15 protein-coding genes are annotated in these 22,366 nt (G+C 41.4%); 4 read left to right on the top strand and 11 right to left on the bottom strand.

Annotated elements, in window-relative coordinates:
* Window positions 1-18 precede the first annotated feature (18 nt).
* Entirely contained in the window at window positions 19-2,610 is a 2,592-nt protein-coding gene (locus tag H6G59_RS23300) for a two-partner secretion domain-containing protein (RefSeq protein WP_242038962.1), read from the bottom strand.
* A 93-nt stretch (window positions 2,611-2,703) separates the two neighbouring features.
* Window positions 2,704-4,452, bottom strand: coding sequence for a ShlB/FhaC/HecB family hemolysin secretion/activation protein (locus tag H6G59_RS23295; protein ID WP_242038961.1), 1,749 nt, complete (start codon window positions 4,450-4,452; stop codon window positions 2,704-2,706).
* A 251-nt stretch (window positions 4,453-4,703) separates the two neighbouring features.
* Here H6G59_RS23295 and H6G59_RS23290 point away from each other — a divergent pair, with 251 nt between their 5' ends.
* Window positions 4,704-5,645, top strand: coding sequence for a LysR family transcriptional regulator (locus H6G59_RS23290; RefSeq protein ID WP_190719130.1), 942 nt, complete (start codon window positions 4,704-4,706; stop codon window positions 5,643-5,645).
* Between the two features lie 184 nt (window positions 5,646-5,829).
* Window positions 5,830-6,528, top strand: coding sequence for a glutathione S-transferase N-terminal domain-containing protein (locus tag H6G59_RS23285; RefSeq protein WP_190719127.1), 699 nt, complete (start codon window positions 5,830-5,832; stop codon window positions 6,526-6,528).
* A gap of 19 nt (window positions 6,529-6,547) precedes the next feature.
* Here H6G59_RS23285 and H6G59_RS23280 read toward each other — a convergent pair whose 3' ends face one another.
* Window positions 6,548-6,940, bottom strand: a complete 393-nt coding sequence (locus H6G59_RS23280; protein ID WP_190719125.1) for a carboxymuconolactone decarboxylase family protein — start codon at window positions 6,938-6,940, stop codon at window positions 6,548-6,550.
* Window positions 6,941-7,046: 106 nt separating this feature from the next.
* Complete coding sequence (locus H6G59_RS23275) at window positions 7,047-8,087, bottom strand: threonine aldolase family protein (protein ID WP_190719122.1); 1,041 nt, start codon at window positions 8,085-8,087, stop codon at window positions 7,047-7,049.
* 145 nt (window positions 8,088-8,232) lie between these two features.
* Between H6G59_RS23275 and H6G59_RS23270 the strand changes: the two genes are divergently transcribed.
* The gene (locus H6G59_RS23270) at window positions 8,233-9,273 is read left to right on the top strand and encodes an anthranilate phosphoribosyltransferase family protein (protein ID WP_190719119.1); all 1,041 of its coding nucleotides are present in this window, start codon (window positions 8,233-8,235) and stop codon (window positions 9,271-9,273) included.
* Window positions 9,274-9,280: 7 nt separating this feature from the next.
* Here the strand turns inward: H6G59_RS23270 and H6G59_RS23265 are convergent, their stop codons facing one another.
* The 5 genes from H6G59_RS23265 to H6G59_RS23245 all read right to left on the bottom strand — a co-directional run bounded on the left by H6G59_RS23265 (window position 9,281) and on the right by H6G59_RS23245 (window position 13,850).
* Window positions 9,281-10,183, bottom strand: coding sequence for an MBL fold metallo-hydrolase (locus tag H6G59_RS23265; protein ID WP_190719117.1), 903 nt, complete (start codon window positions 10,181-10,183; stop codon window positions 9,281-9,283).
* An 11-nt stretch (window positions 10,184-10,194) separates the two neighbouring features.
* Complete coding sequence (gene panD / locus H6G59_RS23260) at window positions 10,195-10,578, bottom strand: aspartate 1-decarboxylase (RefSeq protein ID WP_190719114.1); 384 nt, start codon at window positions 10,576-10,578, stop codon at window positions 10,195-10,197.
* Between the two features lie 139 nt (window positions 10,579-10,717).
* On the bottom strand, window positions 10,718-11,230 hold the full coding sequence (locus tag H6G59_RS23255) for an inorganic diphosphatase (protein ID WP_190648268.1): 513 nt from the start codon (window positions 11,228-11,230) through the stop codon (window positions 10,718-10,720).
* A gap of 532 nt (window positions 11,231-11,762) precedes the next feature.
* Window positions 11,763-11,951 (bottom strand): TLTLP motif-containing protein, encoded by a 189-nt coding sequence (locus H6G59_RS23250; protein WP_190719111.1) that lies wholly within the window; start codon window positions 11,949-11,951, stop codon window positions 11,763-11,765.
* Between the two features lie 927 nt (window positions 11,952-12,878).
* Entirely contained in the window at window positions 12,879-13,850 is a 972-nt protein-coding gene (locus tag H6G59_RS23245) for an Npun_F2552 family protein (RefSeq protein ID WP_190719140.1), read from the bottom strand.
* Window positions 13,851-14,518: 668 nt separating this feature from the next.
* Here H6G59_RS23245 and H6G59_RS23240 point away from each other — a divergent pair.
* Window positions 14,519-20,311, top strand: coding sequence for a HAMP domain-containing protein (locus H6G59_RS23240; RefSeq protein ID WP_190719109.1), 5,793 nt, complete (start codon window positions 14,519-14,521; stop codon window positions 20,309-20,311).
* Here H6G59_RS23240 and H6G59_RS23235 read toward each other — a convergent pair.
* The gene (locus H6G59_RS23235; protein ID WP_190719106.1) at window positions 20,308-21,759 is read right to left on the bottom strand and encodes a sensor histidine kinase; all 1,452 of its coding nucleotides are present in this window, start codon (window positions 21,757-21,759) and stop codon (window positions 20,308-20,310) included. The genes H6G59_RS23240 and H6G59_RS23235 overlap by 4 nt on opposite strands.
* Window positions 21,756-22,133: a response regulator transcription factor gene (locus H6G59_RS23230; RefSeq protein ID WP_190719103.1), complete on the bottom strand. Its 378-nt coding sequence runs from the start codon at window positions 22,131-22,133 to the stop codon at window positions 21,756-21,758. Before H6G59_RS23230 ends, H6G59_RS23235 begins: the two co-directional genes overlap by 4 nt.
* Window positions 22,134-22,366: the final 233 nt, after the last annotated feature.

Below are 22,366 nucleotides of genomic sequence, written 5' to 3'. Positions count from 1 at the left end.
ATTTATTTAACATTAATTTCAGAAAAATATTTTAGCGATGCCTGTTTTTAACTTGGCGATCGCACTTTTTTTGCCCCACCTCACAAAATCGCGTTGCTCCCCAGTCCCTTGTAAAGAAGGCCCCGATACTTGGGAAAAAGCGGCGATGTCACTGGTAGTCAGTAGTGATGTGGGATTTACCTCTAAAGCTGCAAATTGGGCATCTGTCAGCCCTAAACGCTCTCTAACTTGTTCTCGACTAACGGCTGTAAAACCAAATATATTCGGGACATTAACCGTAACTTTACCACCTTGGGCTGTACGAGCATTGGCTGTGATGTCGCTATTTTCTTGGGGAAATGCTAAAAGGATGTCACTGTTGATATTGATGTTACCACCGTCAGAACTACCCGCATCGGTTGTAATTGTACTAGTTCGACGTAACTGTAATTCTTTGGCTGTAATATTAATGTTTCCCCCACCGCCTGCATCAGTACTACCATTAATGCTACCTTTGTTACTTAGGGTAATGGCATCAGCAATAATATTAATACTTCCAGCCGTCCCTGTTCCTAAAGCCTGAACATTAATAGTGGACTCATTTTGGACAAGTAATTTTTGAACATTCAGATTTAATGAACCTGCATTTGCTGTAGCGTTGGGATTAGTTAAATCACCGACAATTCCCACAGAAGCTTGGATTCTACTATTTAATCCATCTGACTTTTGACTTCCCAAAAGCTCTACCCGTCCAGCATCAATGGTAATATTTCCGGCATCACCTGTACCTAAAGAAGCCGCTGAAATTATCCCTCCATTCTGAAGAGTCAGCACAGGTGTAGAAAGGTAAATATCACCTCCTCGACTGTTAGTATAAGTGTCAGCACTGAGGAAACTAATACTCCGTCCCCCATTAGCTAAAACCCCAGAAACACCAGTTAATTCTGCGGATTCAGTTGCTCTAATTGTTAAATTCCCTCCTGCTCCCCCTGTCGGATTTAGCAGAACATTACCAATAGCCACACCACTTGTTAAGGTAATTCCCGCGCCATCAGAGATTAATAATCGTTTAGTATCAATAGTAATATCTCCAGCTTTACCAGTTGCACCAAAAGAAGTTGTCCCAATTAAAGTTTGTGATACACTTCCAGTAGGAGTACGCAATACTTCTACTGATTCAGAGGCTTGAATATTGATATTTCCTGATGCTCCTTCACCGCGATTCAAGCTGGCTAAACTAGAACCATCACGCACTATTAACTTTTCTGAATTAATCGAAATATCTCCTCCTGTGCCGGTACTTCCCTGAAAAGTACCGCTGTTAATTCCAGAACTGACTAATTCTATAATATTGGCACTGATGTTTAGTTTTCCCCCATTTTGAGAGCCATAAGTTCCTCCTCCTATAGCTGCTCCATTTTCTAAGAATAGATTTCCCGTCTCAATTGTGATATCTCCAGCAGTCCCTATATTAAAAGTATTATTACTCAAAATAATTGGCATATCAAAAGGGTCTATGAATCCAGTAATGAGAAATATCCCTATCAAATTTTGCAGACTAGAGAAACCTACTCCACTTAGTTCTACAGCATCTTTAGTCCTGATATTTAAAGCCCCTCCTGTACCCTGACCAAAGTTAGTAGTGGATATTTGCGATCCTTCCTGAGCGCGGAGTTTTTGAGCATTGATATTTATGCCTTTCCCGTCTAGATTTCCTAAAGTTAAGGCGAAAATTCGGGAACTATTGAGGAGAATATTGCCACCTTTAATATCTACTTGTCCACCACCAGCACCACTACTATTAATAAGTGAGTTATCGGTTATTTCAATATTGCCAAATTCTTGAATATTATCATAATTTAAAGTCATATTTTGTGGGGTTAGCGTGAAATTCACTAAACCAGGACTAGCGACGCTACCCAAAATAATTTGTCCATTATTAGCAGTTAAATTACCATTATCAACTTGAATATTACCTCCAATTAAACCTAATGTTTGACCATTGTCTACTGCTAAACCAAGATTATCTGATATGGGGATAGGTTGAGATACTTGAGGTAAATTTAATGTTCCTACAGCTTGGGATTGATTGATAATTGTTCCAGGATTTTCTCTAAATTTCAACCCCACAGGAATATTGACAGTTAATAGAGGTGCTTGAGGATTACTGCTACTAAATTCAAAGCCGTTATTAAATACTACACTATCGGCTGTAGAAGCAAAAAACGAACCCCGCAAATCTAATTGAGCATTTTTGCCAAAGATAATTCCTTGGGGATTTAATAAAAATAAATTGGCGTTTCCTAAAACTCCTAATGTTCCGAAAATATTGCTAGGATTGCTACCTGTGACGCGGGTGAAGATATTGGTGATGTTGTTGGGATTGGCGAAATACGCTCCTCTTCCTTCACCAATATTGAATTCTTGGAAACTATGAAACAGATTAGAACCACGAATTGCTCCACCTTCAATTTGCTCATTATTGATAATACGGGAATTTTCCGAACCTAGAGTATTATCTGGAATAATTTGTGCTGAAACTGGAAGAGGATTAAAGTTTCGCGCAAAGATACAAAGGAGCAAAGGCGCAATCGCTCTTAGCGATCTCGCAGAGTAGGAGGATTTTTTCATATTATTTAGGGGTTGCTGAAAAATTTATTTAAAACTCTTGAATTCTCTCTGTGTCTCTGCGCCTCTGCGTGCAAAAAAAAAGATTTTCATAATTCAAAAAAGAAAATAGTTAATAGTAAAATAAAGACCTTGATCTTGTAAGGTTTCATCGCTTGCTTTCACATCAATTAAGGGGATACCATAATCTAAACGGGCATTTAAGCGATCACTCATTTGCCAGATTAACCCTAATCCTGTACCTAATAAACTATTTGATTGGGAATTTGCTTTTTCTCCAGAATAGTTCCACCCTACCCCAAAATCAAGGAAGGGAGCTACTTGTAAAATGCCTTTTACTTCTGGTATTCGCAGAATAGGTAGGCGTAATTCAGCTGAGGCGATCGCACCGCTATCTGTTAAGATCAGGTCTTGACGATATCCTCGCACGCTTTTCGCACCACCAATTCCTATCTGTTCTAGGGATAATAGTGAGTCTGTGGATATCTGAATGTCGGAACGCAGAATTAACAAGGTTTCTGGCGCTAATAACCGCACATATTGTCCTTGTCCCCGCCAAGCAAAAAATTGACTGTCTGGGGCATTATTATTGACTGTAGCACCGAATAAATCCGTTCCGAGGGAAAATTGCGATCGCACTGCTAAAACTTGACGAGGACTCCGTTGCACATATTCTTGAAAAAACCGCAACGCGGAAACGCTGGTTTCTCCCTGATTATTAGCCCCTGGAGACAGAGGAAATCTTTCATTTAACAGTGAGGTTTCACTTTGTTGTCGGGAAAATGTCAACCCTAAAGCTAATTCTTGATTTGGCTTCTGAACAACAGGTTGACGATATGTGAGTTGGTATGTGCGTGATTTTCCTTCAATATCCAGACGATTAAATGGCTGTTCAATGACGTTAGTATTAGTTATACCTACTGCAAATTCAATTGTGCCATTGCGGGCATTGATGGGTAAAGTATAACTACCATCGAAGGCATTACTCCCATCACTATTGGTATAAAATACCTGTAATCCATCACCCAAACCCAGTAAGTTACTTTGATTAATCTTCATCCCCCGTCGAAAACTACCTACGCTGGGAGAACGATTGTTATCAGTAAATATTTCCCCACTGAAGCTATCTGCTTCTTTAACTCGCACTTGTAAACGACTTTGTTGGGGACGGCTTCCTGGTTGGAGTTCGGCGGAAATATTGGTAATGAGGGGGTCGAGTTGCAGTATTTGTAAGGCTTCTAGTAATCGGTTGCGGTTGAGGGGTTTTTTGGTGGCGATTTCTAAACGCGATCGCACATAATTAGCATTAAGACGACGATTACCGATGATATTAATTTCTGTTAATTCCCCTTCGATAATCTGAATTTTTACCACTCCTCCGGTTCTGGGAAAGGTTTGGTTAGCGTAAATTACCGCACCAGAATTGATATATCCAGCTTCGATATATTTTTCTGTTACCGCTGTCTCTACTGCTATGAGTTCAGCAAAGGTAATTTCCCTAGCTGTAAAGGGCTTGGTGACTTCCGCAAGTTGGCGATCGCTAAAAGCAGTGTTTCCTTCAAATTCAAAGCCTTCTACACGAATTGTCCCCGGAATCTGCGGTGATATTTCTCCCGGTTGCAGAGTGGGTGGATTTGTTTCTAAAGGAGTAGGTTGAGATTGTTCTGGCTTGACAGGGGTTAATTCTGGTTTTTGAGGAATAATAGGGTTAGGTAGTTGAGCGATATTATTTGTCACTGCCAATTTTTTTAAATTAGCAGCATGGCTAATAACCGTCTTTGTTGCGCTTTTAGCTGGTTTCTCTAGTAACGTGACCAGGGACACCACCGTAACCCAAAATAGCATTTTTACTCCATAGATCATATTTAGACGCTTTGCGGAATTCAAAATAGACCCTCCGAGGGGTAAAACATTCAAGAAGAAAACTCTTACCAATCACCAATTACCAATCACCCATCAATTCAGTATTAACAAGTATTTATGCTAATGCAATTATGTAAATTAATACTGAATAGCTAATTAAATTAAATTCAAATTATACAGAGAAACCCGTTAAATTAGTGAAAGTAATAAATTTATACTCAGGCTAAATCAAAATGCGTCTAGAGCAGTTGCAAGCCTTTTTGGCGATCGCTCAAACTGGTAGCTTTCAACAAGCAGCAAAACAATGTGGTGTTACTCAATCAACTATCAGTAGGCAAATTCAGGGATTAGAAGCAGATTTGGGAATAGAACTATTTCATCGCAGTACCCATGCCAAATTAACGTTAGGGGGTGAACGTTTACTTCCTCGTGTCCGCAAAATTTGTCAAGAATGGGAATCTGCTACACAAGAGTTAACGGATTTAATGGGGGGAAAGCAACCAGAACTATGTATTGCAGCGATTCATTCTGTCTGTGCTTCTTACTTACCACCAGTGTTACAAAAGTTTTGTCATGATTATCCAGAAGTACAATTGAGGGTAACATCATTAGGAAGCGATCGCTCTCTCAAAGTCCTCAAAGATGGTTTAGTCGATTTAGCAATTGTCATGCACAATCGCTTTTTAATCTCTGGTAAAGAAATGGCGGTAGAAGTGCTATATGATGAACCTATAGAAGTCCTCACCGCCGCAAATCATCCCCTAGCTGGTTATGAATCTATCCCTTGGTTAGAGTTAATTCGTTATCCCCAAGTAGTATTTAAAGATGGTTATGGAATGCAACGTCTAATTCAAGATCGATTTGAACAGATGGAAGCTAAACTTCAAGCAGCTTTGGAAGTAAACACTTTAGATGCTTTTCGGGGAGTAGTTCGTCAAGGAGAACTGATTGCATTACTTCCTCATTCAGCATTAATAGAAGCCAAATATGATCCTACTCTGGCAGTTCGTCCCCTAGCCAATAATAGTAATTTAGCTGATAATTCGAGTTTAACCCGGCGGGTAGTCATGGTAACAACTCAAGACCGTCTCCAGATTCCCCCCATTCAACACTTTTGGCAACTCGTCAAGGATAATATTCATTTACAAATTAACCAACAAGGTTCTGTTTCTTAATTTGGAATTTGGGGAAAATTCTTCATTCATCTGATACCAGATTAATCTGAAACTGCATAGAATAATTAAACGCGGATGCACGCAGATAAACGCAGATAAAGACAGATAAATCAATGGATTTCAGAATTATGTGCAACCTCACATAAAATTGGTATAACCACTGTATCTACTAGGAAATACATCTATGATTGACCTTTACTATTGGACTACCCCCAACGGCCATAAAATTACGATATTTCTAGAGGAAGTTGGATTACCTTATAACCTTATTCCTGTGAATATTGGTGCAGGAGATCAGTTTAAACCAGAGTTTTTGAAGATTTCCCCCAATAATCGCATTCCTGCAATTATTGATCACCAACCTGTTGATGGTGGTGAACCTATTTCTATTTTTGAATCTGGAGCAATTCTAGAGTATTTGGCACAAAAAACTGGCAAGTTAATGCCCACAGATATTCGCGGTCGTGTAGAGGTTCTGCAATGGCTGTTTTGGCAGATGGGGGGATTGGGGCCAATGGCAGGACAAAACCATCATTTTAGCCAATATGCCCCGGAAAAAATTGATTACGCCATTAATCGCTATGTCAATGAAACAGGACGATTATACGCTGTTTTAAATAAACGATTGAGCGATCGCGAATTTATTGCTGGGGATTATTCCATTGCTGATATTGCCAGCTATCCCTGGATTGTACCTTACGAACGACAAAGTCAAAAGCTGGAAGATTTTCCTAACCTACAACGCTGGTTTGAAGAGATTAAAGCCCGTCCAGCAACTATTCGAGCTTATGAAAAAGCCGAAGCTTTCAAAAATCAGCAAATCAGTCCCGAACAATCACGAGATTTGTTATTTAATCAGTCTGCCAATACTGTTAAGCTGTAATCAGATTTTATCAAAAATCCTACATCTTGAACTGTTCGTCAACAGGAATCTGATAGCCATTAGCAAGCCTATTTGTCATATTCGCTGCTCCTGTAATTGCCATCAGTTCACCAAACACTTGATCACTCATACCTTTAGCACGGGCTGCTGCTGTGTGTGAGCTAATGCAATATTCACAGCCATTGGTAACGCTGACAGCAATGTAAATTAATTCTCTCACTAATGGATCTATTTCCCCAGGACTCGCCATCACTTCTTTAAGTGTTTCCCAGGTGCGCCGCAAAGTGGGGGGATGATTAGCTAAGGCTTTCCAAAAATTGTTGATATATTCAGTTTGACGAGTAGTGCGGATATCATCATAAACTGCGCGTACTTCGTCGCTGGCATCTTCATATTCTATGAGGTTGGTCATAATGTTAAGTAAGTGGAAATTAGCTAATCTTAAATCTTTCCCAGTAAATTTTTCCCAGGGAAGAAATATAAAACCATTTTACAGTATTGTGTAAAATATTAATATCCTAAACAATTGCTTGCTTAATATCTTGGATTAATTCATCAATTCTTGCCTGGGTTGTATTCCAAGAACACATTAATCTCACTCCTCCAACACCAAGAAAGCTGTAAAATAACCAATTTTTTGCTCGTAAGCTGGTAACTACTTTTTCTGGCAAATTTGCATAAACAGCATTGACTTCTCTAGTAAACATGATTTCAATACCTGCTATTTTCAACAATTCATTCTCTAAATATTCAGCACATTGATTGGCATGACGGGCATTTTTTAGCCAAGCACCTGTTTCTAATAAACCCAGCCAAGGAGCCGAAATAAATCGCATTTTTGAAGCAAGTTGCCCAGCTTGTTTACAGCGATAGGCAAAATCTTCTGCTAATTCTTTATTAAAAAAAATGACTGCTTCACCTAATGCCATGCCATTTTTTGATCCACAAAAACATAAAACATCTATGCCACTTTTCCAAGTAATTTCCGCAGGGCTTTTATTCATAGCCACTACTGCATTAGCAAAGCGTGCGCCATCCATGTGAATTTTTAAATCATGTTTGTGTGCCAGTTCTTTAATAGCAGCCAGTTCATCTATAGAATATAAAGTCCCTAATTCTGTTGCTTGAGTTAAGCTAATTACTTTTCGTTTAGGATAGTGAATATCGCTGCGTTTCCCCAACAATAAAGCTTCTATTGATTCTGTCGTTAATTTGCCATTTTCGCCTTCAGCTAGGAGAAGTTTTGAACCATTAGAAATAAATTCTGGCGCTCCACATTCGCTAGTTTCAATATGTGAATTTTCATGACAGATGATACTATGATAAGACTGACATAAAGCTGCTAATGATAATGAATTTGCGGCAGTGCCATTAAAGACAAAAAAAACTTCGCAATCTATTTCAAATAACTCTCGAAACTTATCTGAGGCTTTTTGAGTCCATTGATCATTGCCATAGGCAGGTGCGCTACCTTGGTTTGCTTTTAGTGTGTATTCCCATGCTTCTGGACAAATTCCAGAATAGTTATCACTAGCAAACTGTTCTAAATTAAAATTCATGATGTTGTTTGTATTTTGCAGTTTTTTAGTAAAAATCCCATTTTAACGAAATTCTTAAGAAGAATTAAAAACCCCATTTTTGGAGTCAGGAATCATCCCAGATTACCTTAACTGATAAAATTAATCCCTAATTGAGAATTGATCAATGACTAATATATTTAGAGAATTTATCCAAAAAGTAGGTAGTGGAAGTCATACATCCGAGAATTTAACTCGTGCTGAAGCGGCTACTGCTACAAAGATGATGTTACTGGGTGAAGCGACACCAGCCCAAATTGGGGCGTTTTTGATTGCTCACCGTATCAAACGTCCCACAGGTGAAGAGTTAGCAGGGATGTTGGATGCTTACTATGAACTCGGACCTAAGTTGCAACCAATAGCAGAACCTGTAATCGTTTTAGGTATACCCTATGATGGCAGAACTCGCACTGCGCCAATTAATATTATTACGGCTTTATTATTAGCGGCTGCGGGACAACCTGTGATTATGCATGGAGGAAACCGCTTACCAACAAAATATGGTTTACCTTTAATAGAGATTTGGCAAGATTTAGGAGTAGATTGGACTGGTTTACCACTGGAACAAACCCAGCAGGTTTTTGAGCAAACAGGAATTGGCTTTGTTTACACACCCAAGCATTTCCCTTTAAATCAAACTTTATGGGAATACCGCGATCAACTTGGTAAACGTCCACCATTAGCGACGATGGAGTTAATTTGGTGTCCCTACGCTGGTCATGCTCACATCATTGCTGGCTTTGTTCACCCCCCTACAGAAGCAATGTTTCAAGTGGCTTTGGGGTTACGTGGGGTAGCGCAATTTACCTTTGTCAAGGGTTTAGAAGGTAGTTGTGACTTACCGCGCGATCGCACAGCAATCATTGGATTATCTTCACCAACAACATCCCCAGAATTAGAACGGCTACACCTTGTACCTCGTGAATACGGTTTTACTACCAAAAATGTTCCCCTTAGCACTACAGAAGAACTGATTAAGGATATGCAATCAGTTTTGGCTGGTCAAGCAAGTGAACTCATGGCAACAGCCTTGTGGAATGGTGGTTTTTATCTATGGCGCAGCGGCTTTTCTCCAGATGTACAAGCTGGGATAGCCAAAGCTACAGAATTATTGAGCAGTGGAGCAGTAGCTGCTAAACTTCAAGAACTGAAGATTGAATTCAGGTAACTGGAAGTTACTTACTCACAGGCAATACCATACCTTCACAAGCTAGTAATACATTAGGAAATGTAGACTTCAGTTGGTTTTGAATTTGGTCAAGAAAAACATCATCGTCGTCTGGATGATGGTGTGAGATTACTAGCCTTTGCACACCAGCACTTTGAGCTAAATCAACTGGAGTTTTCCATAGTAATTCAGCATATTCATGGTTTTTATTAGTTGGGGGAGTATAGGTAGCATTGGTAATTAGTAAATCAACACCTTTAATGATTTTTAGAATCTGCTCTTGCTCTTCTAAATCAAGACTCTGATGTAAATCTGTCACGTAGGCCATGCTTTGATCTCCCCAACTGACCAGGTAGCCAATAGACCGCTGATTTCTATTAATTAATGCTGTTGTAATTTTTACATCACCTAACTCCACTGTATTACCAGGAATCAAATGATGAAAAAGCAACTCTGACTGCATCACCTGTAAAGGGTAAGGAAAGTGCGGTTGGAGCATCTGATCGCACAGACATTGTTTGATTGATGCACCATTAGAGGCCGCTGTTCCATAAATATGGAAGCAGTTACCTGTAATAAATGCAGGAGCAAAAAAGGGAAATCCTTGGATGCGATTTGATTGGGAGTTAGTAAAAAATAAATGGGCTTCTAGAGGCTCTTGCAGATGTTGCCAAGTTTTACCTAGAACTCGTAAGCCAGTACCTCCATCAAAAATCAAGCGTTGTCCTGCTATGTGTATTTCGACACAAGCAGTATTACTACCATAGCCGCAGGTATGACTGTTTGGGGTAGCAATTAAACCGCGTACACCCCAAAATTTAACCCAAAACTCCCCAGCAAGGTTATTTAGCGTGGGAGTTAATTCTTCATTGACGTAGCTTTGGGAATCAGACAGCTCAAAATTTGACATTTTTCTTGAAATTAGAGCTTACTGAGCAGGTCATCGTAGTTGCGTACTTCCAGCATCCGGTTTTTTTCGTCCACAATGACAACCGTAGGAGAGTAATGTTTTAACTCGTCTAGTGTAAACTGCCCGTAAGTCATTATAATCAAGCGATCGCCAATAATGCCTAAACGTGCAGCTGCTCCATTTAATTGAATGGCTCCTGAATTAGCGGTTGCAGGAATTGCGTAAGTAATAAACCGCTGACCATTAGCATTATTCACTACTTGTACTTGCTCATAAGGTAAAATACCAGCTTTATCTAAAAGTACTTCATCAATGCTGATACTACCCACGTAGTTGATATTTGCTGCCGTGAGGGTACAGTTATGAATCTTAGCCAAAAGGAGAGTGCGCTGCATTTCGGTTTGGGTTTTTCTGCAACAAGTGAGAGTGGTTTTAGTCTGGTGAGAGGGTTGTTGGTAGTTTTTTCAGTTTTGTCATGGGTAATTGATATTTATTATACCCATTACCCATCACTTCTTACACATTACCAATCATCTATTTTTTAGCAGCTTTGATAAACTTCTCTACTAAGGGTGCAACCCTCTCTACATCCTGCCAACCGAGTATTTCTGTCACCTTTTTTTCCAAATTTTTATAAGTGCGGAAAAATTCGGCAATTTCATCTAAACGGTGCGGAGGCAAGTCCTTCAATGATCTTACATGGGCGTAGCGTGGATCTTTGTCGGGAACACAAAGAATTTTTTCATCGCGATCGCCACCATCAATCATTTCTAAATAACCAATTGGTCTTGCCGCAATGACACAACCAGGAAAGGTCGGTTCATCCATTATTACCATACCATCGAGCGGATCGCCATCATCCGCTAGAGTGTTAGGTATAAAGCCGTAGTCATAAGGGTATTTTACCGAAGATGAAAGTACTCGGTCTAAGGCAAAAGCTTGCAAGTCTTTATCAAATTCGTATTTATTTTTACTCCCGCCAGGAATTTCAATCAGAACATTGATTACACCCGGTTTCGGTTGGGCAGGAATAAGGGTTAAATCCACAACAAAACTCCTCTACTAAAAGTAAATCATGGGTACACCCAATTTGGTTCCCCGTGTAGAATTTTAGAGCAATTGTGGATCTCTGCCCAAGCTATTCATTGCCATGCCATTTTTTAGTATATTTATACTAAATTAATGGTTCTTCAGTACCTAATATGCAAAATCAAGCCAAAAAAATCTCGAAAAGCTTACTATACATAAGAATTAAGCCATAATTTTGAACATGATTACAAAATATTGCCTCTTTACCCTGTTCCCCGTTCCCTGTTCCCTGTTCCCTTTTTTAGACTGGTGATTTAGCATAACAAGTACGGTAGAACCAAATTAATTAACCATCTAGTTGCTGTACATGATATATGACTGTTGCAATGCTTTTACCTTGAGTACGGTAGGGATACGGTCACTTGGGTCTTAGATCCCAACGCTTCAGGAGATTCGACCTCTACTTATGCTGGAGAAATCTTGTATGAGCAAGTTGGGTCTGTGAATGAAGAATCCCCACGCCTTTAGGCTGGGGAGTGTCAAATCTTATTCACTCTTCACTTCTGTCCAGATAATAGGTTAGCTGTTGCTGACTATTCTGAACATCGGGTGAGGAATAGTAAGAAATGATAAATACAGGGAGGATTAGGGTTACGAGAGCGATCGCAGTTCCCACAATGTCTGCCAAACGTTGGGAATATGTATCGGAAGAATTGGCAGACTGGCTATTTGAATTCATACAAAATTGTGGTTCGTCATATCACTTGTAGGTTCACTCTCTCTAAAGAGAGTCTCAATAATATTTTAGCTATTTTTTCGCTGTAAACTCTGTAGCTTTAAAGAATCTCATCCAGTTTCAAAAGTGGCATATTAGGTTTTTATACAGGACATTTTTGTTACAAATTAAGTTTCAAACATTTGATACTTTATTTGCTGACTAAATATGTGCAGATAATTTCTGCATCTATGTCAAGGTTGGTTAACATTGTGATCATGATCACTGCATTATTAATTACTTTGTCCATTTAATTTGATGTTTAATCAACCGAGTTGATTGGGATGACTTTTTTTGAGTATAACATCTGAAAATGCTTTTGGTAAGAGTATTTGCGCCGATATTCTTAGGTTTGATACACCATCCGTTTAAATAAACCCACTTAAAGCATTTTGGGTGTTGTCAATTGCTCAACTGTAGATACACAGAAAGATTGATGCATTCCGGAAAATCAGAATAATAATATTTTTCCACAGAATATTTCCATGGACAGATATCAGTTACTGTGAAGCTGTTTCGCTCTTTTTATTAAGTGATTTTTACCAAAAGTCTTTCTGAATTTAAATTTTCCAGTATAGTGATTATTACTGTTTTCTTTGTCAATGTCTATATAAGTAGATAAATAACATCTAGATGGTAGATATTTGCTTGTAGCAAACAATTAGCAATATTAAAAATTTATAAATAATCATCGCAGTTGAAGCAAGAGGAAGCGATGAAAAAACCGCCTTTGTACTAGGGCGGTATGCTTAAGCAAGCAGAGGTGATCACAGCTTACTTATTTGTTGTGTAGATGGTTATAGTCAAGCCATTATTATCCACTATCCTGATTTTCTTGAGATTAAGAAAAAATTATTTCCAGGTTAAAGTATTAACTATTTATTTCCACGTTTATCCCTTGCCATAAGCACTCATTGGTTCCTTAATAAAGCGAATGTAAAGATGCTTAAATGTGGACTTAATCACACGAGGCATGGCAAAGTCGATAGGCATTAACTTTTCAGGTAATTGCCAATCTTCTATTTGTAGTAAGTCTGGGGATAAATTAGGAAAGTCAATATCACTTAATTCGGGACAAATTCCTAACCTTTGGGAAGCGGCAACAGTGGGAACTTGTGCAGGTGAAACTTTAAGAACTTCCAACATTGCCCGATCTAAGGCAAAGACATTTGTCGAAGCTGCTAAAACCTCTAATTGACGAGGTTCACCACCACTAGGTCCATTACCTTCATGCCCAATAATTCCATCTAAAATAGTTAAATCGGGATTAATTGTTCTAGCAGTTTCTACTAACATTTCTCCGAATCTGTTAGCATCTTTACCTGCTTCCATATGCCACCAAGCTTTCATTTTACCGGGGACGCAACCGAAGAGATTTTTTACTCCCAAAGTTAGGGTTAATTGCATATGAGATTTAACTTTGGGTAAGTTAATAATCACATCTGCTTCCATTGCTTCTTTAGATACTAGCAGGTGATTAAAATTGTCGTTAACAGTTTGATAACGTTTACCGTGAAATTCGACAATTGGTAAATTCAGTTCTTCTAAAATTGGTAATAATCCATTTGCGACTGCTACACCTTTGGCACTACCAAAAGCGGGACTATCTCCTAAAAATGGCTTACCACCAACTGCAATTACCATTTCGGCAACGGCGCGAACTAATTCCGGGCGGGTGGTACACTCTTTAGTAGGACGAGAACCTGTGAGTAAGTTGGGTTTGAGTAAAACGCGATCGCCCCTTTTGACAAAAGCAGGCATTCCCCCTAAAGGTTCTAGCAGGGTTTCCAAGGATTCTCTTAAAGCCTCTTGTGCGTAAGATTTAGCCCGAATCAGGCTGACGGATGGTTTGTGTGTTTGCATGGTTAATAGTTGCATGATCTTAAAATAATATAAACGAAATTTAATGGGGAAACCACTGGATATCAATTAATGAGTCAGGAAAATCAGGGCATTCTGGCTAACAAATCACAGCAGTTTGAGGTTGAATTTTCACAAATTTGAATAAATCTTTGTAGATGGAATTAGATTTTAAATTTAATTAGGAATATTGATTTTCACTAAGTAATCATCATGAACTGCGGACACCAGGATGGATGAAAATAAGTCATTTCACCTACCCCGATTGTCAAGTCAGGTAAGTGAGAAAGTGAGAAAATTTATAACTATGTCATTGCGAACGAAGCAAAGTGTTCGCGAAGCGTGCCGGAGGCTTCAGCAATTACAATCGAGTATTTTATATTTCGTTACATACTTCGGTTTATTTGTGTCTATCTACTTCACTCTGGGGGGTTAAAATGTATAAGTTTACTTTTGGGACTCAAAACATCGCACAGCAAGCCTGACAAACGCTGGCATAACTCAGATTTCTCACCGTGATAGTCCAGGATAATGGTTCCTTACATACGAGTCTTAAATCTTTAACATAGGATTACAGTGCAATCAACTATAGAAATAGAATCAGCCTGAAAGTACTCCTTCTTCAGGTACAGAGTGCAGAAAACATCAAAAAATTTCTTAAGGATTAGACTATGGTAACTGAACAGTTAACTAGAGATAGCGATAATCTAGATTTAAAACAGCTACTGACAACATTGAATGCTGTTAAAAAAGGTGACTTTTCTGTTCGGTTGCCTATAGATCAAACTGGCATCGCGGGGAAAATAGCCGATACGCTCAATGATATTATTGACCAGAATGAACGCATGGCTACAGAGCTACAGCGAATCGGCAATATTGTTGGCAAAGAAGGTAAAATCACCGAACGCGCCTCTTTAGGAAATGTGCGCGGTTCTTGGTTAGATTGTGTTACTTCTGTCAATACTCTAATTACAGATTTAGTTCAACCGACTGCCGAAACTACTCGTGTGATTAGGGCTGTAGCCAATGGCGATTTATCTCAGACCATCGCTACAGAAATTGAGGGTAGACCCCTCCAGGGAGAGTTTCTCCAAACTGCCAATATTGTTAACACAATGGTAGATCGGCTTGGTTCCTTTGCATCGGAAGTGACACGAGTAGCGCGGGAAGTGGGAACGGAAGGAAAGTTGGGCGTACAAGCCGAAGTTAAAGGAGTTGCTGGAACTTGGAAGGACTTGACAGACAACGTGAACTTGATGGCGGGTAATCTGACCGGACAGGTGCGGAATATCGCCGAAGTGGCAACTGCGATCGCTAATGGTGACCTTTCCAAGAAAATTACTGTTGATGTTAAAGGTGAAATTCTCGAACTCAAAAACACCGTCAACACGATGGTAGATCAACTTAACTCCTTTGCATCGGAAGTAACACGGGTGGCAAGGGAAGTGGGAACCGAAGGTAAGCTGGGTGTGCAAGCCGAAGTCCGAGGGGTAGCGGGAACCTGGAAAGACTTGACTGATAACGTCAACTTGATGGCAGGTAATCTGACCGCCCAAGTCCGAAATATTGCCGAAGTGACCACAGCTGTGGCAAATGGCGACCTCTCCAAAAAAATCACCGTGAATGTCAAAGGCGAAATTTTGGAGTTGAAAAACACCGTCAACATCATGGTGGATCAACTGAATTCCTTTGCATCGGAAGTGACCAGGGTGGCTAGGGAAGTGGGTGCAGAAGGAAAGTTAGGCGGTCAAGCAGAAGTTCGGGGAGTAGCGGGAACATGGAAAGACTTGACCGATAGTGTAAATTTCATGGCGGGAAGCTTGACAGCACAAGTACGGAATATTGCCGAAGTCACAACAGCAGTAGCAAACGGTGACCTTTCCAAGAAAATCACCGTTGATGTCAAAGGCGAAATTCTAGAGTTAAAAAATACCATTAACACAATGGTGGATCAACTCAACTCCTTTGCATCAGAAGTAACGCGGGTGGCTAGGGAAGTGGGAACCGAAGGTAAACTGGGAGTGCAAGCCGAAGTCCGAGGGGTAGCGGGAACCTGGAAAGACTTGACAGACAACGTCAACTTGATGGCAGGTAATCTCACAGGACAGGTGCGAAACATTGCCGAAGTTGCTACAGCGATCGCCAATGGCGACCTTTCCAAAAAAATCACCGTTGATGTCAGAGGCGAAATTTTTGAACTGAAGAACACGATCAACATCATGGTAGATCAACTCAGTTCCTTTGCCTCGGAAGTGACGCGGGTAGCCCGTGAAGTCGGAAGTGAAGGCAAACTGGGTGTTCAAGCAGATGTTCGGGGTGTGGCTGGAACTTGGAAAGACTTGACCGATAGCGTCAATTTCATGGCGGGAAGTTTGACGGCGCAAGTACGTAATATCGCGGAAGTGACAACAGCAGTAGCAAATGGCGACCTTTCCAAGAAAATTACCGTCGATGTCAAAGGCGAAATTTTAGAGTTAAAGAACACTGTTAATACGATGGTGGATCAACTCAACTCCTTTGCATCAGAAGTAACGCGGGTGGCTAGGGAAGTGGGAACCGAAGGTAAGCTGGGTGTGCAAGCCGAAGTGAAAGGAGTGGCTGGTACTTGGAAAGACTTGACCGATAGCGTGAATTTCATGGCGGGAAGTTTGACGGCACAAGTACGGAACATCGCCGAAGTGACAACAGCAGTAGCAAATGGCGACCTTTCTAAGAAAATCACCGTTGATGTCAAAGGCGAAATTCTAGAGTTAAAAAATACCATTAACACAATGGTGGATCAGCTTAACTCCTTTGCCTCGGAAGTAACGCGGGTGGCACGGGAAGTGGGAAGCGAAGGTAAATTGGGCGTACAGGCTTATGTCAGGGGAGTAGCTGGTACATGGAAAGATTTGACAGATAACGTTAACTCAATGGCGGGTAACTTAACGGCACAGGTGCGGAATATTGCCGAAGTGACAAAGGCGGTGGCGAATGGCGACCTCTCCAAGAAAATCACCGTTGATGTCAAAGGCGAAATTCTAGAGTTAAAAAATACCATTAACACAATGGTGGATCAACTGAGTTCCTTTGCGTCGGAAGTAACGCGGGTAGCCCGTGAAGTGGGAACCGAAGGTAAATTGGGCGGTCAAGCGCAAGTGGAAGGTGTGGCAGGGACTTGGAAAGATTTGACAGATAATGTGAACTCAATGGCGGGGAACTTGACAGCACAAGTGCGCGGTATTGCTAGAGTTGTGACAGCAGTTGCTAACGGTGACTTGAAGCGGAAACTGATGCTAGATGCTAAGGGAGAAATTGAAACCTTGGCAGAGACAATCAACGAAATGATTGATACTTTAGCAACCTTTGCTAATCAAGTAACTACCGTAGCAAGGGAAGTGGGAATTGAAGGTAAATTGGGTGGACAAGCCAGAGTGCCTGGGGCGGCAGGGACTTGGAAAGATTTGACAGACAACGTCAACGAACTCGCAGCCACCCTGACAACGCAGTTAAGAGCGATCGCAGAAGTGGCTACAGCTGTGACTAAGGGTGATTTAACTCGCTCAATTGCTGTCGAGGCACTAGGGGAAGTAGCAATCCTCAAAGACAATATCAACCAGATGATTGCCAACCTGCGGGAAACAACGCAGAAAAACACAGAACAAGATTGGTTAAAAACGAACTTAGCCAAGTTTACGCGAATGCTGCAAGGTCAGCGAGACTTGGAAACAGTATCCAAACTTATTCTTTCGGAATTAGCACCGCTGGTAGGAGCGCAACAAGGCGTATTCTACTTAATGGACAGTGGAGAAAATGCCGCATATCTAAAATTACTTAGTAGCTACGCTTATCGCGAACGCAAGCATCTAGCTAACCGCTTTTACTTGGGTGAAGGCTTAGTAGGACAATGTGCTTTAGAAAGAGAAAGAATTTTGCTCACAGAAGTACCGAGTGATTATGTGAAAATCACCTCTGGTTTAGGAGAATCAACCCCACTCAATGCCGTGGTTTTACCCGTGTTATTTGAAGGACAGGTGACAGCGGTGATTGAATTAGCTTCTTTCCGCCGCTTTAGCGAAATTCATTTGACATTCTTTGATCAACTCACCGAAAGTATTGCCATCGTCTTAAACACAATTGCCGCTTCAATGCGGACTGAAGAATTGCTCAAGCAGTCCCAGTCTTTAGCGGAGGAACTGCAAACCCAGCAAAATGAACTGCGGGAAACCAACAAGCGCCTAGAACAGCAAGCCCAATCACTCAAAACTTCCGAAGATTTATTAAAAGGACAGCAAGACGAGTTACAACAAACCAACGCCGAGTTAGAAGAAAAAGCCAAGTTGTTAGCGCTGCAAAAAAAAGAAGTCGAGCGCAAAAATCGAGAAATTGAACAGGCTAGACGGTCTTTAGAAGAAAAAGCTGAACAACTAGCCCTTTCGTCAAAATATAAGTCCGAGTTTCTCGCCAATATGTCCCATGAACTACGGACACCGCTGAATAGTTTGTTGATTTTGGCTAGGCTGTTAGCAGATAACGTCGAGGGCAATCTCACCGCCAAGCAAGTCGAATATAGCCGCACAATTTACTCAGCAGGTACTGACCTTTTGGCGCTGATTAATGACATTTTGGATCTGGCCAAAATCGAATCGGGAACGATGTCAATTAACATGACCCAAATGCTGTTAACAGAGTTGGGCGACCATATTGAGCGCACCTTTCGGCAAATAGCTCAGGACAAAGGGCTGACCTTCACGATTGAATTGGCTCCTGAATTACCAAGAACCATCTATACTGATGCCAAACGCTTACAACAAGTGATCAAAAATCTGCTCTCTAATGCTTTTAAATTTACAGAGCTTGGAGAAGTAAGGTTGGGGATTGAGGTAGCAAAACAGGGATGGAGCCTCAACCAAGAAACCTTAAATCGCTCCCAGATTGTGATTGCCTTCTCAGTCAGCGATACTGGTATTGGCATTGCTCCCGATAAGCAGAAGGTGATTTTCGAGGCGTTTCAGCAAGCCGATGGTACTACTAGTCGTAAATACGGCGGTACAGGATTGGGATTGTCAATTAGCCGGGAAATTGCCCGCCTCTTTGGTGGAGAAATTAAACTTGTTAGTCACCCTGATCAAGGTAGCACTTTCACGTTCTACTTGCCGCAATTCAGTTCTGAGCTAGGAATGCTGAGTTCTGAGTCTACATCGCCACCGCTGTTAACTCAACAGAGTTTACTGCACGCTTCTACGCTAAGAGCAATCAGCAATCAGCAATCAGCGCTCTTGAATGACGATCGCACTTCTATTGAAGAAGAAGACTATGTGTTACTGATTGTCGAGGATGATATTCACTTTGCCCGCATCTTGCTAGATTTAGCACGGCAGCAAGGATTTAAGGTAATTGCCGCCCAAAACGGCAGAATCGGCTTAACTTTAGCACAGGAATACCAGCCTACAGCCATTTTGCTAGATGTGCGGTTGCCAGAAATGGATGGTTGGACGGTGTTAGATCGCTTGAAGCATAACCCACACACGCGTCATATTCCTGTACATATTATGACAGTTGAAGAAGGGCGACAACGCAGTTTGCAATTAGGCGCGATCGCATATGTGCAGAAACCCGTAACTAGCGAGACAGTATCTGAGGCATTGACAAAAATTAAAGGTTTTATTCAGCGCCGGGTAAAAGATTTGCTGGTAGTCGAAGACGACGAGGATCAGCGGCGGAGTATTGTCGAACTCATTGGCAGCAATGATGTGAGGATCACTGCTGTTGGTACTGGTGCCGCAGCGATGGAAGCTATTAACTCTCAGCTTTTTGATTGCCTTGTCCTCGATTTAGGGCTACCGGATATGACCGGTTTTGAAATGATCGAGCAGCTCAAGCAACACCCCAATGGCGAAGCTTTACCAATTATTGTCTATACCAGTACAGAAATTTCCACCGACAAAGAAACTGAACTTAAGCGGATAGCGGAGACAATCATCGTCAAAGACGTGCGAACTCCTGAACGTCTGCTCGATGAAACAGCATTAGTCCTGCATCGCGTTCAGGCAAATTTACCTGAACCCAAGCGTCAATTGCTAGAACAATTGCATTTAACAGAAAACTCCCTCGCTGGTAAGAAAGTGCTGATTATAGACGATGATATCCGCAATATCTTCGCTCTTACTAGTATGCTGGAACGTCATCAAATGCAGGTGTTATACGGTGAAAACGGCAGAGGCGGTATGAAAATCTTAGAGGATACACCAGACATTGAGGTAATTTTGATGGATGTAATGATGCCAGAAATGGATGGTTATGAAACAACACGCTTAATCCGCCAGAACGCCCGATTTAAATCTTTGCCAATCATTGCGCTGACTGCTAAAGCCATGATCGGCGATCGCGAAAAGTGTCTTGAGGCAGGTGCATCAGATTACATCACCAAACCCGTAGATATTGAACAGTTACTTTCACTGTTGCGTGTTTGGCTATACCGTTAAAGTAAATCTGCATCAGTTGATTCTATTATCCTTGTCAGAGGCAAGCAAATCGTAAAAGTTGCCCCTTGATTGGGTGTGCTGTTGGCTGTGATGCTACCATGATGAGCTTCTAAAATCCGTTTGGCGATCGCTAATCCCAAACCGTTGCTATTACCTTGACGGGAGGGATTAGTCGTGTAAAACTGCTCAAAAATCCGGGGTAAATCATTCTCAGTGATGCCTGTCCCCTGGTCTTGAATTTTCACAACTGCTAGTTTACCCTCGTTGTAGCCAGAAATAAAGACCTGGGAATTTGGCACTGAGTGTTTTATAGCATTGTCGAGTACATTTAAAATCGCTTGTAATAGCCGCTCCGGATCGCCTTGTAGCAGTAAATCAACCACATTTACTCGCGCAGAGATGCCGACAGATTGCATTCTGGGTTCCATTGTCCCAACAGCACGGTTAATCAAATTCCGCAGTGAGATAGGTTGTTGTTCCAGTTGAGAGACACCCGCTTCCAAACGTCCTAAATCGAGCAAGTCATGAACCAGTCGTGATAAGCGTTTGATCTCGTTCTCGATAGTTTGGAAAAAGCGATCGCGCAATTGAGGTTCTTCGTATGCGCCATTTCTCAGTGCGTCTAGTGTTACCTGAACATTGCTGATCGGTGTACGAAGTTCGTGAGAGACATTTGCTAGAAACACCCGACGCTCTTGGTCCAGCGAAGCTAACCGTTCACTCATCCGGTTTAGTTCTGTCGCTAACTGATCTAGCTCATTGTTTTCACGGATTTCCAGCTTATCGCCAAAATCACCACTACCCAAGCGAATCGCAAAGTTTTGCATAGTTTCAATCGGTTTTGAGAGACTGCGAGCAAAGCGAGTGCTGATCAGCGCACATAGCAAAATGGTCAGCGATAGTGTCCCCAAAACGTTCCAAATCACTCTAGTAAACTGGTTCTGAACCTGTTTTAACGTGATCGACATTCGCACTATACCGAGTAATTGACCGTTACGCACAATTGGTCTAGCGACGTATAGGCGATCTTCTGTTGATAAAATTCCTTTTGCCACACCTTGTTGGGGACGATTTTGCAGAGCTTCCCATACACCAGGAACCTTGTACCAGTCTGTGATTTTTTTATCTAACTGGGGATCGGAAGTAGCTAACAGACGACCTTGTTGATTAAAAATGCGAAGGGTCACATTTTGTGGCGCACCATACCGCTTTACCAGCAATTCTACCTGCTGAAGATTCATTTCCGCTAAAGCATCTCCTGCACTCTCGCTCAAGGCAATTGTCCAGTTATCCAAATCCGCTTCTCGTGTTCGCATCAAGTAGAGATGGAATGACCACAGGATGTAGCCTGCCATCAAAGAAGTTCCCAAGGTTATCAGTAGCAGGTATGTGGCTAACAGCTTGGCATGAATGGTATTTAACTTTTTACCAGGAAACCAGTCTTTCATTCAGAATCTTTCGCCGAACGACGGCGCAAAACTGCTTTTATTCGTGCTAGCAGTTCCCGGGTGTTAAATGGCTTGGTGACATAATCATCTGCACCTGCCTCCAAGCCCCAAATTTTCTCAATATCCTGATCTTTGGCTGTGAGCATGACAATAGGAATATCTGAAAATGCCCGAATTCGCCAGCATACTTCCATGCCGTCAACTTCCGGGAGCATGAGGTCGAGCAAAATTACATCTGGGACTACCTTGTGAAACTGTTTGATGGCACTGTGTCCGTCTGCTGCTGTTGTCACGGTGTAGCCTTCTTTTTGCAGGGTGTAGGTGAGGCTTTCGCGTAGGGGTGCTTCATCATCTACTATTAAGATATGTGGCATTTTACAAAAGTACTGCGTTCTTATTACAGACTCTCAAGGGATTCTCGCCCCAGCATCCTTCTCAGGGAATAAATTTGGCAGGCTGAGATCCAAATTCTCCCGGCATCCGGCTTCCATGCCTCTTCGGTCAGGAGTTCAAAATCTTTAATGCTGCGTTATTTCTTGATAAACAATCATGTAACTGCGAATCAGACTTCATTTGGCAGAAATTTGTAACTTTAGGTAGTTGCAAC

The sequence above is a fragment of the Anabaena lutea FACHB-196 genome (assembly GCF_014698305.1).
Lineage (GTDB): Bacteria > Cyanobacteriota > Cyanobacteriia > Cyanobacteriales > Nostocaceae > Anabaena > Anabaena lutea.
The sequence above is the reverse complement of the archived record's forward strand: the minus strand, read 5'-3'. Positions and strand labels throughout refer to the sequence as shown.